Annotated in this window: 18 protein-coding genes and 2 pseudogenes; 8 read left to right on the top strand and 12 right to left on the bottom strand. The window is 34.3% G+C overall.

Annotated features, from left to right (window positions below; translation table 11 throughout):
* Positions 1-828: IS256 family transposase (locus Wcon_RS04995; RefSeq protein WP_114516781.1), on the bottom strand; the 828-nt coding region annotated here is incomplete at its 3' end.
* A 171-nt stretch (positions 829-999) separates the two neighbouring features.
* Here Wcon_RS04995 and Wcon_RS11425 point away from each other — a divergent pair.
* Complete coding sequence (locus tag Wcon_RS11425; protein WP_179947488.1) at positions 1,000-1,161, top strand: hypothetical protein; 162 nt, start codon at positions 1,000-1,002, stop codon at positions 1,159-1,161.
* Between the two features lie 11 nt (positions 1,162-1,172).
* On the opposite strand, the gene Wcon_RS11420 is transcribed toward Wcon_RS11425, so the two are convergent.
* From Wcon_RS11420 to Wcon_RS04965, 7 genes are all read right to left on the bottom strand, one after another.
* A complete protein-coding gene (locus Wcon_RS11420) occupies positions 1,173-1,343 on the bottom strand; it encodes a hypothetical protein (RefSeq protein WP_179947487.1) in 171 nt (56 codons plus the stop codon).
* Positions 1,340-2,299, bottom strand: coding sequence for an ankyrin repeat domain-containing protein (locus Wcon_RS12490; RefSeq protein ID WP_338062148.1), 960 nt, complete (start codon positions 2,297-2,299; stop codon positions 1,340-1,342). The genes Wcon_RS11420 and Wcon_RS12490 overlap by 4 nt, the downstream gene beginning before the upstream one ends.
* A complete protein-coding gene (locus Wcon_RS04985) occupies positions 2,269-3,066 on the bottom strand; it encodes an ankyrin repeat domain-containing protein (RefSeq protein WP_114517439.1) in 798 nt (265 codons plus the stop codon). The genes Wcon_RS12490 and Wcon_RS04985 overlap by 31 nt, the downstream gene beginning before the upstream one ends.
* 48 nt (positions 3,067-3,114) lie before the next feature.
* Positions 3,115-4,125, bottom strand: a complete 1,011-nt coding sequence (locus Wcon_RS04980; RefSeq protein WP_114517438.1) for a hypothetical protein — start codon at positions 4,123-4,125, stop codon at positions 3,115-3,117.
* Positions 4,126-4,634: 509 nt separating this feature from the next.
* Complete coding sequence (locus Wcon_RS04975; RefSeq protein WP_237350050.1) at positions 4,635-4,991, bottom strand: helix-turn-helix domain-containing protein; 357 nt, start codon at positions 4,989-4,991, stop codon at positions 4,635-4,637.
* A gap of 29 nt (positions 4,992-5,020) precedes the next feature.
* The gene (locus Wcon_RS04970) at positions 5,021-5,350 is read right to left on the bottom strand and encodes a helix-turn-helix domain-containing protein (protein WP_114517436.1); all 330 of its coding nucleotides are present in this window, start codon (positions 5,348-5,350) and stop codon (positions 5,021-5,023) included.
* A 51-nt stretch (positions 5,351-5,401) separates the two neighbouring features.
* On the bottom strand, positions 5,402-6,355 hold the full coding sequence (locus Wcon_RS04965; protein WP_237350049.1) for a hypothetical protein: 954 nt from the start codon (positions 6,353-6,355) through the stop codon (positions 5,402-5,404).
* 171 nt (positions 6,356-6,526) lie between these two features.
* On the opposite strand from Wcon_RS04965, the gene Wcon_RS04960 reads away from it, so the two are divergent.
* Positions 6,527-7,600, top strand: a complete 1,074-nt coding sequence (locus Wcon_RS04960; protein ID WP_114517435.1) for a hypothetical protein — start codon at positions 6,527-6,529, stop codon at positions 7,598-7,600.
* Positions 7,601-7,827: 227 nt separating this feature from the next.
* Here the strand turns inward: Wcon_RS04960 and Wcon_RS04955 are convergent.
* Positions 7,828-8,004 (bottom strand): annotated as a pseudogene (locus tag Wcon_RS04955) (IS982 family transposase); the annotation flags it as partial.
* 105 nt (positions 8,005-8,109) lie between these two features.
* Here Wcon_RS04955 and Wcon_RS04950 point away from each other — a divergent pair.
* The 4 genes and pseudogenes from Wcon_RS04950 (at position 8,110) to Wcon_RS04935 (ending at position 13,807) form a co-directional block, all read left to right on the top strand.
* A pseudogene (locus tag Wcon_RS04950) lies at positions 8,110-9,014 on the top strand (IS630 family transposase).
* Between the two features lie 382 nt (positions 9,015-9,396).
* A complete protein-coding gene (locus Wcon_RS04945) occupies positions 9,397-10,791 on the top strand; it encodes a hypothetical protein (RefSeq protein ID WP_114517434.1) in 1,395 nt (464 codons plus the stop codon).
* Between the two features lie 10 nt (positions 10,792-10,801).
* Complete coding sequence (locus Wcon_RS04940; RefSeq protein ID WP_237350048.1) at positions 10,802-13,015, top strand: hypothetical protein; 2,214 nt, start codon at positions 10,802-10,804, stop codon at positions 13,013-13,015.
* A 306-nt stretch (positions 13,016-13,321) separates the two neighbouring features.
* Positions 13,322-13,807, top strand: a complete 486-nt coding sequence (locus Wcon_RS04935; RefSeq protein WP_114517433.1) for a methylated-DNA--[protein]-cysteine S-methyltransferase — start codon at positions 13,322-13,324, stop codon at positions 13,805-13,807.
* 40 nt (positions 13,808-13,847) lie between these two features.
* Here the strand turns inward: Wcon_RS04935 and Wcon_RS04930 are convergent, their stop codons facing one another.
* The 3 genes from Wcon_RS04930 to Wcon_RS11970 all read right to left on the bottom strand — a co-directional run bounded on the left by Wcon_RS04930 (position 13,848) and on the right by Wcon_RS11970 (position 14,853).
* Positions 13,848-14,213 carry a helix-turn-helix domain-containing protein gene (locus tag Wcon_RS04930; protein ID WP_237350047.1) on the bottom strand — a complete coding sequence of 122 codons (366 nt, stop codon included), beginning with the start codon at positions 14,211-14,213 and terminating at the stop codon, positions 13,848-13,850.
* A gap of 40 nt (positions 14,214-14,253) precedes the next feature.
* Positions 14,254-14,586, bottom strand: coding sequence for a helix-turn-helix domain-containing protein (locus Wcon_RS04925; RefSeq protein ID WP_114517431.1), 333 nt, complete (start codon positions 14,584-14,586; stop codon positions 14,254-14,256).
* A gap of 93 nt (positions 14,587-14,679) precedes the next feature.
* The gene (locus tag Wcon_RS11970; protein WP_237350051.1) at positions 14,680-14,853 is read right to left on the bottom strand and encodes a JAB domain-containing protein; all 174 of its coding nucleotides are present in this window, start codon (positions 14,851-14,853) and stop codon (positions 14,680-14,682) included.
* Between the two features lie 414 nt (positions 14,854-15,267).
* Here Wcon_RS11970 and Wcon_RS04915 point away from each other — a divergent pair, with 414 nt between their 5' ends.
* Together Wcon_RS04915 and Wcon_RS04910 are read left to right on the top strand one after the other, a co-directional pair.
* On the top strand, positions 15,268-15,855 hold the full coding sequence (locus Wcon_RS04915) for a JAB domain-containing protein (protein WP_237350046.1): 588 nt from the start codon (positions 15,268-15,270) through the stop codon (positions 15,853-15,855).
* Between the two features lie 207 nt (positions 15,856-16,062).
* Positions 16,063-16,914: a hypothetical protein gene (locus Wcon_RS04910; protein ID WP_237349981.1), complete on the top strand. Its 852-nt coding sequence runs from the start codon at positions 16,063-16,065 to the stop codon at positions 16,912-16,914.
* Positions 16,915-17,092: the final 178 nt, after the last annotated feature.

Raw genomic sequence — 17,092 nt, 5'->3', positions numbered from 1 at the left:
ACTGGATACATATTTCAGAGAATTTCTTATTTGGTGTACTATACATAGCTGCACTTCTGCACTGGGAAATACACTGTTGATGGCTGCAGGAAAGCTTTTTAGCCCATCTACACATGCAATCAGAATATCTTCTACTCCTCTTTCTTTGAGGTTATTTAGCACTTCCAACCAAAAGTTAGCTCCTTCACTTTCAGCCAAATAAAAGCCCAGGACTTCTTTTCTGCCATTTTGGTCTATGCCCAATATATTGTACATACATTTACTTACGCAATGTCCATCCTCCTTGACCTTAAAGAACATCCCATCCATAAATACTATCGGGTATACTGATTGCAGTGGACGACTACGCCATTCATTGATTATAGGCAGTAATTTGTCGGTAATACTTGATATCTCTGCTACCGATATTTTGTGATCATAAATTTCCTCAACGTGTGACGCTATATCTCTATAGCTCATACCACTGGCAAATGTGCTCAAAATCTTCGTTTCAAGCTCTGGATGTAAGCTTGTTTGCCTTTTTTTGACTATTTGCGGCTCAAAACTTCCTTCTCTATCTCTTGGCGTTAACAGCTCAAATGAACCTGCACTTGTACGTAAAGTCTTTCCATTCCTCCCATTTCTGCGATTATTTTCTTCACTTTCAGCTAATAAATGGTTTTCTATTTCACCTTCTAGACTCGCCTCCAGCAGCTTTTTTATAAATGGTGTTAATGCTCCCTCCTTTCCTGTCAACGGTCTTCCTTCTCGTATAGACGACAGGATATTTGTTTCCAACTCTTTATAATCTACCAATCCGTTAGTTCTGTTTACTACTTTTTGACTCATTGTCAAACCTCCATTTTTAAATTGATATAAATTACTTTTTTTCGGTTTGACACACTTTTTTGAACATTCCCATCAACTGAGATTTTTCCTACTTATGTTAAGGATCCAGAATTAGAGGATGGTATTTATATTCTACCTAAAACGGCAGATGGGGATCAAATAGATATAACAATGGATGGTTACAACTGGAATAATACTACTTATAAAAGTAGCATACCTTTAAGTAAACTTGCAATTGGAAGTGACTGGAATCTTGACATTAGTGGCATAGATCCCAGTCAAATTGAAGAAGTGACAATTATTATCCCTTACAAAGCAAAGATTAACTGGTAAGCAAGCTAAGTTTATCGAGCTTGCCTGATAGTAACATTGCTTTGAACAGAAATGTCATCATCTAAATAAGTACTAGGCTGAGACGAGTTTTCTTGGCCAAACTTATTTAAGGCTTCTTTTACTGATTGGTCAATGAGTTCTACCTTTTCCTCTAAGCACTTATCTTTGGATAGCGGACTCACAGAAGGTGCGTTTTTTTTCCTGTAAGTTTTCTTGCAATTAATTCCAGTAGCATTGTCGCATTATCAACTACAGTACTATTTACTTCTGGCAGCACAACACCACCGTTCTGACCACTCGAATGCTGTATTTCAGGATGGCCATGAACCTTATAGCCTATTAAATCTCTAGCAGTCATTTGTGCAGATGAATCTATGATATGAACTTCACAACGGGTGTGTCCTAGTGCACTTAGAAAGTTAACTACAGCAGTTTGATTTTTCTTACATGCAAGGTCAAGTGGCGTTTTTCTATTCTTATTGACAGCGTTAACATTAGCTTCTTTTCCTACAAGAAGTTCCACCACCTCAAGCTTTCCTGCTTCAGCAGCTAAGTGTAATGGAGTGCTTTTAGTATTACTTACAGCATCAATCTGAGTACCATTACTACCCACAAGTAGTTCTGTGACGTTTAAATTACCTTTTTCAGCAGCTACATGCAAAGGAGTCCAACCCCTTTTATTTTTAGCATTGACATCAGCTCCTTTACTCACAAGAAGTTGAGCGACTTCCAACTTATTTTCATTAGCAGCATAGTGTAAAGGAGTCCAATTCCTGATATCCGCAGCATTAACCTCGGCTCCCTTACTAACTAAAAACTCAGCTATATCAGCTTTACCCTTTTTTGCAGCTAAGTGTAATGGTGTAACCTCATTATAAACAGGATTTTCTGCTCGAGCATTAACATCTTCGCTAGCAAAAAGTTTTACTACATTTAATGAGCTATATTCTGTGGCATAATGCAAAGGTGTTACTCCATCTAATTCAGCTAACTTTTCTACGAGGAGTTTTTTTATTTCTACTTTATCAGCTAGATCTAAAGGTGTTTTTTGGTCATTATTTCCAGCTTTAATCTTAGCGCCTTTTTCAATGAGCTTTTCTACTAAATTTAAGTAATTATACATAGCAGCATAGTGCAGAGGAGTGTCGCTATTACTATTCTTAGCATTAACGTCAGCCCCTTCTCTATAAGCTTTTCTACTACATTTAAGTAATCTCCTACAGCAGCATAGTGCAGAGGAGTTTCGCCACCACTATCCTTAGCATTAACGTTAGTCCCCTGATTAATAAGCTCCTCAACTCTATTAAGATTACCCTCTTTTGCTACATTAAATAGCTCTTCTATGTTTAATAGAAATGTAGAAACTTGTGAATAGTCCCCAGAAATGTCTAAAGGTTTCTGTTGGTTATTATTTTTAGCATCAAAATAAGCCCCCTTCTCTATAAGCTTTTCTACTACATTTAAGTAACCTTTTTCAGCAGCATAGTGCAGAGGAGTTTCGCCATTACTATTCTTAGCATTAACGTCAGCCCCCTTCTCTATAAGCTTTTCTACTACATTTAAGTGACCGTTTCGAGCAGCATAGTGCAGAGGAGTGTTGCCATAACTATCCTTAACATTAACGTAAAGCCCCTTCTCTATAAACTTTTCTACTACATTTAAGTGACCTTTTTCAACAGCTATGTGCAGAGAAGTTTTGCCATAGCTAAACTTACTATTAACGTCAACCCTCTTTTCTATAAGCTTTTCTACTACATCTGAGCGATAGTTTAGAGCAGCATAGTGCAGAGGAGTGTTTCCACTACTATTTGTAGCATTAACGTTAGCCCCCTGATTAATAAGCTCCTCAACTCTATTAAGATTACCCTCTTCTGCTGCTTTGTACAAATCAGAATTTAAATCCATTTTACCCTCCAAAATATTGTATTTATAACGTAACCACTCCTTAAAAGCCTAACCCATCAGCAAAACCTTTACTGTATTGACAGGCTTTTCCCATGTCGTCAGATGTGCTAACCTCGTAAAAAAACCTCTAATTAAAGTGAAGTTTTTTTCTTGCAAGTACCTTATAAGAGAATAACCTACAGAATACAAATTTACTTTTTGATTAGAAAAGAACTGACGACCTGAATTCAAAACTTTGTCTATATCATCTAATTTTTCTTTCCGCGAATCACTGTTCACCATAGTATTGAAAGCATGCTTAATATGGGAATTAGCACTCTTCCAGGACGTTGTACTATAAAATAGCTCATAATATTCGGCTAAGTTTTCCGTAAGAACAATCCAAAGACATTGTGCTCTAAACCCTACTGCATAATAATTAAGAGCATGAACCATTTTATGATTCAAAGTGTTAATGTCATCTTTTGTAGTGAATATCACATATGGGTTCTGAAAAGCTATACCTGCAGTTTTAGCCCAAAGAGTCATTCTGAATGAATTTGTAAAGTTGGAGCTAGTACCCAATCTAGTCTGGTTGTTAAATAGATAAGTCTCTTTACTGTGAATCTTTGTAAGACCAAAGATTCCCCTAAAATTACTAATTCTATTAATTATATTCTTTTGAATTTTACTAAATTCTTCCACATTCACTTTATTAAAGTATACCTCAACATCTAGGTCATCTGTTTTTATAACTGTGTTGTTTTTAAAGTACCAGAATCCACTAGGGCTAGAATTCAAAACTGAAGCAGAAATTGTGTCAGGTAGACCATATACACTGTCTACTGACCTGAAAATATCTTCATCTACTTGAACCCTGGCTTGAGTGATTGCCCTAGGTTTAGAAATTGCTTTACTAATAACAGTAGCACCTTCTACTGGAGTGAAACCATCACGTTCAAGATCACTGCTTTCAGAAATGGTGTTACCTTCTACTTGAGTATTAAGTAATAAAGCGGTATTTTTCACTGTAACAGAAACTTTACTGCTTACTAATTGCTTTTTCCTACCTAAACCCATTACACCTCCTCGTCTTTAGGCTTTGCTATAACACATAAGTTCAAACTCTATACTTGAATACCAACCTATGGGCAACTAGCTACAAACTAAAAACACTCTACATATCAATCTTAATATAACTACTTATACAAAAAAGTTTTTGATGTCAATAGCTTTTTTTATTTGGAGACGACAACAAACAGTGTCATTTTATGGTGCAATGCTTACTATAATATAAACGTTTGTTGCGTAATTCTTAATTATATAACTTTTGCTTGAAATAACTGTTTATTGGATTCTATTTTAGAAACGCTAACTTTGGGAGTGTTCATACATGTCAAATTAAGGCCCAAACATTTAAAGAGGGTATCCTGTTTGATACATTTATTTTTTTAGGAATTCTTATCTAAAATGAGACAATTTTTTTAGAATGATCTATAAATTACTAACTTAATATCTAAAACAGTTTTTTCTATTTCCTTTCTTCCTTATACCACTTTCCCTTAGCTTGACGCGTATGTCAGGCGATATTATTTATTGGCAAGAGCTTTTATTACTGAATGAACAATATTACGTAACGTTTCATCCTTAATTTTCCTATATTCTCTTACTAATCGTGATATTTCTTTGCTACCTACATCGCTATGGAAGGCCTTATCATGTAAATCCTCAGAGGTTTTTGTAAAAAAATATGACATATCAACTGACAAAGCTTCTGCCAAATTATACAATCTATCAACTACAAGCCTTACCTCTCCAGTTTCATATCCTTGTATATGCTGAAATGAAATTTCAAGCTTTTTTCCTAAGTCCCTTTGGCTAAAACCACACATTAGCCTTCTTTTCCTTATTCTTTCCCCTATTTGTTTATCAATAGGATGTTGCATGCTCATTTTACACATTAAAACAATATTAACTATGTATTGTCACTTTGAGAAAAAGACTTTACTAATACATAAACTATACTACGTAACCTTTTGCTCTTAATTTCATTATATCCTTTAACTAACTTTAACACTTCCTCATCATAAGCTTCATGTGAGTCAGTATGCATATCAGTAAAAAAGTTAGCAACATCTGTCGATAGTGCTTTTGCTAAGTCATATAGTCTACTGGCCAAAATGTGGTTTGAACCATTTTCGTACTTTTGTATCTGCCTATACGAAACACCTATTCTCTTTCCCAATTCGGTCTGTGTCAAACCACGATCTAGCCTTAATTGTTTTATGTTTTTACCTAACTGCACCTTTCACCCCTTACTCAGATTTACAACAAATTTTATGAAGTGGAAAAAAAGTCAACAGAGAAATTGCTTTAATAATTTCTGCCTCTCGTTAATTAAATCGCTTGGCCTTATATATTTTTTTTCAATCCCCCTCATTTCTTTTTCTCGTTCTGCAATGCTATTTCGTATTACCTCAGCCGAATATCTGCTTTTGCCACTTGCAAACTCTGATCTTAATCTTCTGACCTTGTATTCGAGCTCAGCAAATCTTTCATGCTGCTCAAGAAGTTCTATCATGTGACTGGTTTCAGAATTTAGCTTTTTTTCCTCAACATCTCTCACAATAAAAGAAAGCAGAAGCTTATCTATTTGGTAATCAATATTTGGTTGAGCAGCAAATAGATCGATCATGGCTTTTACGTCAGTGGGACTTGCAACTAATAAGCTAAAATTATTACATAAAAAACTATAGAACTTTATCGTTTTCACAAGATAATTTTTCATATCTTGTGATAATTGCAATTCTTTGTGAATTCCTGATAGCAATATTTTCAATTCTTCCAAGTATTTCGTATCAAAATTACATATTTCTTTAGGTAAAAGAATCATTAGCAGCTTTTTTACAAGCTCAACATCATTTAACTTTACTGCATTATAAAGAGCTTTTTCTTTATCTTCTTTTAAATCACAAAGTTCTGATGAGTTATCTATACTAAATAGATAGTTTGTTACTTTAGCATTCCCTTGAGGAGAATAGATTAAAATGTCAACTTCTCTTAGCGGGTGATCATCATTAAACTTTTCTAACAACTCTTGATCGGTAGTTTCCTCTATCGCTACAGCTGCTTTACTGATCTTTTTCAGTTCAGCAACATCGTCTCTTGAGTTTTTAAGTATATCTTTAGCCTTGTCTAGAAGCTGCTCATATAGAATTATTTTTTCTTCAACATCAAGTAGCTGACAATGCTTCTTCAACTTTTCAGTGGAGTAAGACAGGAGATCCATTTCTTTCAATTTTACGATCACAATACCCCATTTTTGTTAAAACTGAAATAATTTTTATAGGATGTGTTTTTCTAGTGTAAAATGCCCGCAAAACTTGTTATTATAATGCATAGTAAATCAATAAGTCGTATAATATTAACAATTAAATAATACTTATCACGATATAGTTAATAAGATTAAGTGAGGGTTACAATGAAAAAAATAAATGGTAAAAGACTGTCTAGCAAAACGTTAAAAGCGATAAAGCTGATAGCAAAAGAAGGATTATTACTTAATTTAATAAAAGCTGCTCCAATAGCAAATAAAAAGATTAGTAAATTACCTGTCTTGTCATATCCTGAGGAGCTCAATCCATTTCGATCAGCTTTATGCAGGACAAGACTAAGTGAATATGAAAATATGAAACTAAATGAATTCTTGGAAAAAGCTATTGCAGCTGAAAATATAGACAAATTAAGTAAAATCGTCGATGAAGCTTTGGATTTAGGAATAAGAGTAAACGCTCGCAACGAAGGTGGCTTTAGCTTCGCTAACGTTACAATGTTTAAGATGTATCGTGATGAATTCAAAGGGAATAAACAAGAAGATATAATCAGAAAGTTAGCCTTAAATGGAGCAGATTTTAATGTGCAAGTTGATAAGAAAATAACTAAAAAAGTGCAAAAAGAAATTGAGCCACAAATATATAGTCTACTCAAAAAGCTCAGAGAGGTTGGAGAGAACGCTACTATAGAAGGAACTGTCGAAAATGTAGAAATTGATAATAAGACCTTCTATATGGAATTTTCACATAGCTGTATAGTTGATGTTGCAAAAGTTATAGAAGGTGCAAAAAATTTAGGCTTAAGTAAAGGAGACTTAAACCTTGATGGCAATATCATAAAAATAGGTGAGGGTGAAGTTGAAGTCAAAACTGGGAAAGACGGTAAAAGAAATTACGTAGATATATCCGATAACAGCGCTTTTACAGTAACATTGTGCACTAGCCTAGGAGAGCTAAATTTAATGGTATATCATGACACAGGAGACTATCATCAAGTACAAGTTGAGGTGGAAGATGAAGAAATGTGGAATGAGTTGCAAAAAATAGGAGAAATTGTAGGAAAGGGTTGTTTATTTGGTGGAATGTCTGTTAAAGAAGCAGTAGAAAAAGGCAGCTTTACTAGATGTGGAAGGTGGGGCAACCCAAATTCTAAAAGTAGTGAGACTTTTTCTTGGGTGAATAAATTAAAAGACAACAAAACGACATCCGTAGGACGTGCTTGATTGGAGGCTATGTTTTACATAGCCGTTAGGAATAAACTATTGCAAAGTAAAGTAGTTCTTGGATTTTAATCAAAATTAGGGAGTGTTAGATAATGAGATTAATAGCTTAAAGATTTTTCTTGGAAAATTTACCATAACTTGGTCAAGATTCTCCTTGAAAGACAAGAACTAACCTTTACTTCCCTGAATTTGCTTTTAACTTGACGAATATGGGTTGAAGATAATAAAGATTTAAAGTTTTTACATGGCGATTGGTAGTATATGGTTAGAATTTCTGAGTGCACTATTTCTGGTACTCTGGTCGGTTTTTTGCCATTTGATAAGAACCTATTTGCAAAATTATCATCTACTGCACAACAGAAATCCTCGACGCAGCAGTAAAGTTCTGTAATATCTTTCTTCATGGCAACCTCTTAATTATTGCTAATACCAATTTCCACCATACAAAGAACAGATAGATAATAATGGAAAAAAAGCCATACTAAAGTAAATGAAATAGCGAGGTTTAAATGGCATTAAAATCAAAATTATTGGATAAAAAAGTAGCGGAATCAGCAAAAGAAATGCTGAAGAAAGTAAGAAATAATACATATGTTGCAAAAAAACTAAATGCTGTAATTGCGGCAAAAAAGCACAGTATATCAATGGTAGCAAGGGTATGGTGTATTTCACGAACTGCTAAAACTTGGAAGAGCAGAAAGGCTATTTGCACTGCCTGAACGCCGTAGAAGAAATATATTAAATCAAAGTCAACGCAATCAAATTGAAATGTGGATAGAGAAACATTACGATTAAAGAGGCAAAAATTAGAATTTTAGAAGAATTTGGCTTAAATATGGGTAAATCACCGAGAGGTACAAAAGATCTATATAACACCACGTCCAGTGCACCATAAATAAAATCCCAAAAAACAAGAAGAGTTCAAAAAAAATCTCAGTGAAACTGTTCGTATACACCCAGAAAAAGATGTATTTTTCTTTGATGAATCGCGATTTGGCACACACTCGAAAGTTGGACATGAAAAAAGGATCAAGAACGCAAGTTAAAGTGAAAGTAGACAGAGAAAATTTTTATCTCTATAGTGCGATAAATCCCAAAAATGGAGAAACTTATTTGCTCTATATGTAAACACCAATTGTATGAACATATTTTTGGAGTAAATGTCAAAAGATTTGGAAGCTCGAGAGGCTTATGGATTGCGCAAGTTGGCATAAATCGAAAAATTTCTGGAAATATCACTATAATTTATTTACCTCCTTATTCTCCAGCAGTTGAGAGATTATGGCAGTATATAAAATACAATATTTTACGTAATAAAATCTATGATACAATCAGCCTACTTGAGGATGTTTTGTGCAAATTTATCTCTAGTCTTTCACGTACTATAGTTAAACAAGTCTGCTATGCTTCTTAATTTGTTTGGCTAGTAAGAGGAATTAGTATAAATACTCGAGTTTACCCTATTTCCCTCTTTTTAGTTCTACTTTTATCTATTTTCTAATCCATAACTGGGGTTAAGAAGATATGAAAAGGCTAAATTTACCTACTCAGAGGAATTGATAAAAAAAACTTTTAAACAAGCACAGCTATTAAAACAATGTAGATTAAACTTAGCAAAATATGGTCATTTAAAAGTTTAGGTGAGCAATAGACTTTTAAAACCCTCATGATGCACTATATCCTTGTTTATAAAAATGCTTTGCATGCAATTCTTCTATAATCTTTGGTAATTTTAGTGTTGTTATTTGATTATAATTTTTACATAATATCAAGAATTTTAAATAGGAGGGTTTATAATGCCAAGGAAAAAAGTAGAACGTTACGCTACAATACTTAAGAAGCTACAAGATAATGTTAGACATACAGATTCTAATATTACTGCTGGAAGGCGCTTAACTATTGAAAGGTGGGTAAAAACCTATATGAGGCAAATAGAGTATCTCAAAGATAATAGGTTAGAATTTTTATATAATGTATTCCAAGATGAAAGTTGTTGGTCAGGTATGAAATTGAATAATGCAATGTTAGGTCAGAAGCTAGTTGAAGAAAAAATAGGTGAAATAGAAAATCCATTTTCTAAGTATAATATGGCATGTAGGTACTGTATAGTAGATAAAATTCCCCAGCTTTTTCAGGAGAAGTCTGAATTTCATAAGGGCAGGTTTTCCCCTGATGCAGTAGATAGTGATGGTAGACCTGCTAATAGCAACAATAAGTATATAAGAAATGATCTATTAGACTCTATGGAAAGTTATGATCCTGTATTTAGTTTCTGGATTGATCGAGAATCTGAAGGATTAAAGTTAAAAGAATACAGTAGTATAGAAGGTTTTAGGGGAGCTGTAGGTCTTAAATGGAGCGAGGGAGTAGAATATTTTTATGGCCGTCTAAGTGAAAAAGAGAAAGAAAAAGAAATTGTCAGTGCAATTATTACCTTATCCTCTGTTCAATGTAATCATAATGGTGCTGTTATTTTAGATTTTTGTCTGAGCAAAATGAATGCTCAAGAGAAAAGTAAATTATTGAAAAACTCTGAGCTATCAAAAAAGGACAAAGGAATATACTCTCTTCTTAGTGTGTTAATACGTCAAAATTTCTTTGATACAGTTCAAGTTATGGTTCCAATGTTTAAAAATAAAATATTAGAGGATAAAATACTTTCACCTAAGGATTACGCTCTTCTTCTTTCTTCCCTTTCGGATAAGGTCGTTGAAAGTCCTACTTTAAGTACTCAAGCTAGAAAGATTATGATGGATCTTATAAGATGTGGTAATTTCAATAGCCAGGAAGGAAAGGAAGAAAAGGCTGCAGTCTTTTTTTCCAATGGCATAGTGCCAATCAAACATGCTCTTGCAGGATTGGTCATTGACTTGGAATTGAGTAGCGGAACAGGTAGTGCTGCAAATGCAAAAAAGAGTGAAATATTAGAAATATTGCAATTTGCTAAGGAGTTTTGTTCAACTACAGACTTTAAAAATTTTGAAAAGTCTATAGTTAAAAATCTAAAGATTGTTGGAAGAGCTGGTATGAAAGATGATATAGATTATGATAAATTGGCAGAAAAGCTATTTTATGAGTTAGAAAAGGAAGCACCTCTGCTTTCTCAAGGTGGTGATTTTAGTGGCTCTGGTGATCCACAGTCTATGTTGAAGGGTGCTGGAGTTAGTGGTTTTTCTTGTCACAGAAGATAGAGGTATTTATATGCATGGTAACGGTGAAAACATTGGGCTAATAAGAACTTTGCTAAATGGAAATTGCCGTGAATTTGTTGAAAGATTTGAGTCTTTTTTAGATCAATGTCCGTCCTTTTTACACTCTGTTGGCAAGGATCGCTTTTTTTCTGCATTCTTTTTTGGCATGTTTGCTACTGCATTTGATTCTGCTATTGTAAATAATAATGAAAGGATTTTCTTCCGTTTTGATAATGATCCACATAACCCTGGAAAAGGAAATTTAAAGGTTGCCGTTTTAACTGATGAAGTAGATCAAAGAGGCAATAGAATTGTAAGGTGTTATACTTTTGCTGATAGGCAAAACAGTCTTGGCTCAAGGTTTAGCGAAGAAGAGAGACAATGGATAGAAGATGAATTATTGCAAATACAAGGTATCAGAAGAAGGCGAATAGCTTGGCAGGAGTATAAAACATTTGTATGGGCATGGAATCAGGGGGAAGATGAGGGTGAAGAAGCAGTAAGGTGCATGCAATTTCGTGAGGGAGAAGCATTTACTGGAAATTCAGCATCTCTATGTGATGGCTTTGATGAAATTACCAGAACACCTGGATTGCAAAATAATTATTTACCAAATTTAATAAATGGGTTAGCAGACAATAATGCAGTTAATATAAGAGATAATATTGAATATGTTTTACAGTATATTCTGGATACATATGATAGGTATAATCAATCGTTAAACTTTAATGGTATCGAGTCTGACTACCACGGCTTTTTGTCAGGCTTTTTGATGAATTTTAGATACCGCCATACAGCAGGCATTTATCTTGAATTGTTTATAGGAGGAGGGTATACAGATATTACTTTTCTTGTGCGTGGTGTGCAGAGGTTAGGGGATTCTGTGCCTATCATAATTGAGCTTAAGGCAGGAAGAAGAAGTGCTGCAGATGCGTTAGAGCAAGCAGAGAACTACGTTAACAGATGTCCTGTTTCATCACTGTCTATCCATACCTCATCAGGTAATGCTGTCTGTGTGGGACTAAACTTTGACCTTAATCGTAGGCGTTTTCAGCTTAGTACAGAAAATTTCTTAGAAAGGGAATATTCTTTAGTAGAAAGATTATTTGAACCCTTAGCAAATCAAGAAGTTGAAGAAAATGTCAGAGATTATTTACTCCATCCATCGTTTGGTGTACCTGCTGTACCTGGTGTGAAAAGTAGAGGTGGTGTTAGCGCTAGAGATAGAAGAGTATTTCTTTATACAACTGGGTTTACTTTTGGAAGTACTGCATTTACAAGAAGAAGAGTTGTGTTAAGAGATGGAAATGAGGTATATGTAACTAAGTACTTGTTTGAGTATCATGATAACGATAGGATGCTAGGTCCGCAAGGAGGAATTGCACAAGTAAATGTTGGAGATCGTGTTTTAACTATGGTTTTACATGCGTTATTGGAGAGAGAAGAGAGAGTTGTTGTGTTTCATATCCGTCATATCTTAGGTCACCAATTTCCCAATATGGGATTAAATTTAACACAATGGCCAAATGCTAGGGTTTATGAAGTTATGTGTCAACTAGATCCTAATAGAAGGAATGAAGCTGATTTAGGCCTAACTGTTAATATAATACCGTTCCAGTCACCTGCTAATTATCTACAGAATAGAGGTAATGCTGTTTTTCAAGGTGACCTTTTACAAGTAGGTAGTGTTAGTAATGTGCACAGTGCTGCAGACATAATGATGAATACTGGTTGGCAAGTACGAAATCGTCATGCACAAGTATTCCAAGCCATTTCTAACGTGTTATTTCCATTAAGGTGGACAGTAAATAGAGACAACGCTAGGGAAGCAGGATTTCATTCTATATTGCATGGGTTATTTTACGCTTGCAGTAATCCAGCTAGGGTAATTATTGAGTTTCAGTTGGGAGGAGGGCAGAAAGTGGACTTGGTTCTGTTAAGATCTGTGGAAGCGAGAGATGGTACCCATCCAATTGTAATAGAGTTAAAATTTGCTGGTACTGGAGAGCTACAGCGAAAAATTGTAGAAGCAAATACTCAGCTAGGTAGTTATTTTAATGCTAGAGGATATAAGCGTATTACTGACGGAAACACAGTAGTTTTAACGTATGCCATCTTCAATGATCGTGCGCAGAGGCCAAATACTCTTATATCAGTTAAGGATGTTCTTCGTATAAAAGACAACTTAGGACATAGTTCTGCAGATGATCTTCCTGGTAGATAAGGGTTATTGAGAGTTTATGTGTCAAATCTAGTGGTATAATGCTAATATATGGTCAAGAGTGTAGTGGTAGAATATATAAAAATTTACTATAAGTTTTCCTTGAATTTTCTCTTTATTTTAAAATTAATTGTTATTAACCTAGTATCATATATTATTAAAAACTCAAATAATATAGTCACTTCCAACAAACAAAACCGCTGCCGGTGAGAATCGCTCGTTTTGGGATGGATTGATCATGCGTAGCGTTTGAACTCTTTAATTTTAATATAAATCAATTTAAACTATATCAGTACTGATTTCTTAAGTATGGCTAAATATCAGGTTATAACACCTGGAGAAAATAAAGAATCTATCGATATTTTATATGGTTGCCACTCTACTATTTTTGGAAAAGCACTTATTGGAGTTACAACACAAAGCATCTGTCACCTTTTTTTTTGTGATTTTAAAACTTCAGCTATTAAGATACTTGAAAAAGAGTGGCCACAAGCCTGCCTGAAAGAAAATAGGCTAACAACGGCAAAAATTGTACGCAATATTTTTGACACACAAATACCTGAGAGATTATTTTCTTTGCTTGTTAGAGGAACAGACTTTCAAATTAAAGTCTGGCAAGCATTGATTTCAATTCCCACAGGTACGACAACAAGCTATGCCAATATTGCTCATATAATTGGTAAGCCAAAGGCCATACGTGCTGCTGCAAATGCAATTGCTAATAATCCAATTTCCTACTTAATACCATGCCATCGTGTTATTCGTAAATCTGGAAAAATTCATAAGTACCGCTAGGGAGTAGAACGCAAGAATTGTTTATGAAGCACTACTATACCTATCTATTAGTAAGAGCCTTTATCACTGAATGAATAATATCACGCAACGTTCCATCCTTAATTTTCCTGTATTCCCTCACTAGCCTTGATATTTCTTTACTACTTGTATCGCTATGGAAGGCCTTATCATGTAAATCCTCAGAGGTTTTTGTAAAAAAATATGACATATCAGCTGACAAAGCTTCTGCCAAATTATACAATCTATCAACTACAAGCCTTACTTCTCCAGTTTCATATCCTTGTATATGCTGAAATGAAATTCCAAGCTTTTTTCCTAAGTCTCTTTGGCTAAAACCACACATTAGCCTTCTTTTCCTTATCCTTTCCCCTATTTGTTTATCAATAGGATGTTGTTCAGCTTGCATAGTCATTTATTAATGTTTTAACTCATATATTAAAGCAATACTAACTTTCATTGCAACTTTGAGAAAAAGATTTTACCAATATATAAACTACACTACGCAACTTTTTGCTCTTAATTTCGTCATACCCTTTAACTAACTTTAACACCTCTTCATCATAAGTTTCATGTGAGTCAACATGCACGTCAGTAAAAAAATCAGCAATATCTATCGATAGGGCTTTTGCTAAGTCATATAGTCTACTGGCTAAAATGTAATTTGAACCATTTTCGTACCTTTGTATCTGTCTATATGAAACACCTATCCTTTTTCCTAATTCAGTTTGTGTCAAACCACAGTATAACCTAAGTTCCTTTATTTTTTTGCCTAATTCCACCTTTCATTACTAATTTTAGCTGTTCAAGCTTACATTGAGTTTTTTAATTTATGAAGTAAAAAAAGAAGGAAAGCTAGAGAACTTTCCTTCCGGTTACAATAAACCACTGTCATAAGAACTAAAGTGGCTCTTCTGTGTTACGATTATATGATCTATCAATTTCATTCCTACATTTTCACGGGTTGCAGCTAATGTAAGTGTGTTATCCTTATCCTCCTTATCTTCGCTTGGATGATTATGTGAAGTTGCAACAGATGCTGCATCAATCAGTAATCCTTGCTTTATTATTTCCCTAACATACAGTTACTCTGTCTATAGTTCCACAGTCTTGAATATACTCGTATATCAAATGACCACTAATCGCAAGCTTTCCTTTCGTGACTGCCCTATTGCTGTTTTAAAGTATTTTAAAAGATACTTGCTATTGCTCCATCCTGTAACTATTTTTTTAGTTTATGAAAGTCAGCATTAATTACCCTTCCTAAACTACTAAAGAGCTCCTTTAGCCTCTTGGCAACTTCTCTTCCTTCTGCATATGCAGATAGACATAAGACCTACCTCTACTTGATAGAATACGAATTTCTAATTTTTTTCTTCTCTTATCCTCACTATTATTCATAAAACCTGCTACGCCAAGCCTGGCTATATAATAGTCATGTGGACAAGTGGTGCAAGATACTATTGGAACTTATACTGTATTCTGTATGCGAAAAAGGAGAAAGCAGAAATGTTGCAGAGAAACTAATAGCGCTGTTCAATAGTGTGGGAAAAGTAATTAGTGCTGATCTTTATGAGCTAAAAAGCGTTGTAGGAATGAATGATGCATCTGTAGCAAGTATTCAATGTGTGAGAGAAATTATAAAAAGGATACTGAAAGGCAAATTAGAAGAGTTATCAATTATGGATAATAGAGAAAAGCTAATAGAGTACTTGAAGGCAACAATAGGGCAGTTCAGAAAAGAAGGCTTACGAGTGATATACTTGGATCCAGGTAACCGTTTGGTGCACGAGTATGTTCAAGACACCGGAACTGTAAACAAAACACCTTTTTACATAAGAGAAATAGTCAAAAGGGGATTATTGGTCGAAGCAATGTCTGCTATAGTAGCACATAATCATCCGAGCGGAGACCAAGAACCATCTGAGGAAGATGAAAAGAATACACGGAAATTAGAGTTGGCATGTGATAATGTAGGAATCAAATTAATGGATCATGTAATAATAACAGAAAAAAGTCACTTTAGTTTTTATGATAATGGCTTAATGTGATACTAGAATTGAAATGGGGTGGTTTCACTTCACCCTTTTTCAAACCTTTGTTTAACTCTCTGTGGAAAAGAAAATTGTTTCAGTTTTCATGAGAATGGGTTACTGTAACGGTAAAGGCAATGGAGTTTTTATCATATAGTTCTGAGCAGCTCAAGCAATACTTTTTTAGCACTAAGCAATGAAGAAAAAATTACTAACTATAGAAGGTTGCTGAAAGAAGCAAAAATTTTACTTAAAAAAGAAAGTAGTGATATAAATCAGCTTAAAAAGCTAAGTAATGCAGCCGTTGCTATAGAAGAAACTACTGAGCAAGAATTACTGAAGGAATTTAATGATGACCATCCACTGCGAGAAGTGAATGTTATAGTCTATCCTAAAAAAGATGGTAGTGAAGTAAATTACTTATTCAGCTTGAGCGATTCATCAGAATTGTATGATGTGAAGGAAGATAGAGAAAAAGCGTTGTACCAGGCAATAAAATCAAGTGATATTGAGATAATAAAGCATTTGCTAATAATTGTGTTATCTGATAACGCTAAAAAGGTACGCAAGCTAAACTCAGATTACTTAAAAGAGCTAGAAACATTTCTATCAAAAGGCTACAAAGAACTGGAAAAAAATCTTTCAAAAGATATGAAAAATTACCTTGAGAAGAAGATAAGGTTTGTCAGCTTTTTATGCGATTTTAAATATCAAGAAAATCCAATAGAGTCATTTGCATCCCAAGCAGATGTTGATTATCAAATAGATAAATTTTTACTTTCTTTGATTGCGGAAAATACCAAAGAGAAAGAGCTATTAAGTAAAATAAACGAAATGATGGAACTTTTAGAAAAGCATGAAAGATTTGATGAATTAGAATACAAAGTGAGGAGACTAAAATCAGAGCTTGAGGGAGGAAAAAGTAAGTACTTAGCAGAAATTATGGGAGCAAGCATCAAAGAACGAGAAAGGGAGATGAGGGAAATTGAGGAAAAATATATACGGCCGCGTAATTTAATAAATGAAAGGAATGATTTATTAAAGCAGACATTAGCTTTTAAAAGGTACATACATTAACTTTAAGTTTTAATCTTATTGTTTTCCCTACCGAAGGTTATCTCACCTTGAGGCAAAGGAAAGGCTAGAATAGTCGCGTATGCTAGCACACCAAGTGCGATATGAAAGCCTACCAAAATACTGAAAAAGGGCCTTGGACCAAATGTAGATCAAATAATTGCCAAAGCATGTATAAATA

It is taken from the genome of Wolbachia endosymbiont of Cylisticus convexus (assembly GCF_003344345.1).
This window is presented reverse-complemented; position numbering and strand designations above follow the sequence as displayed.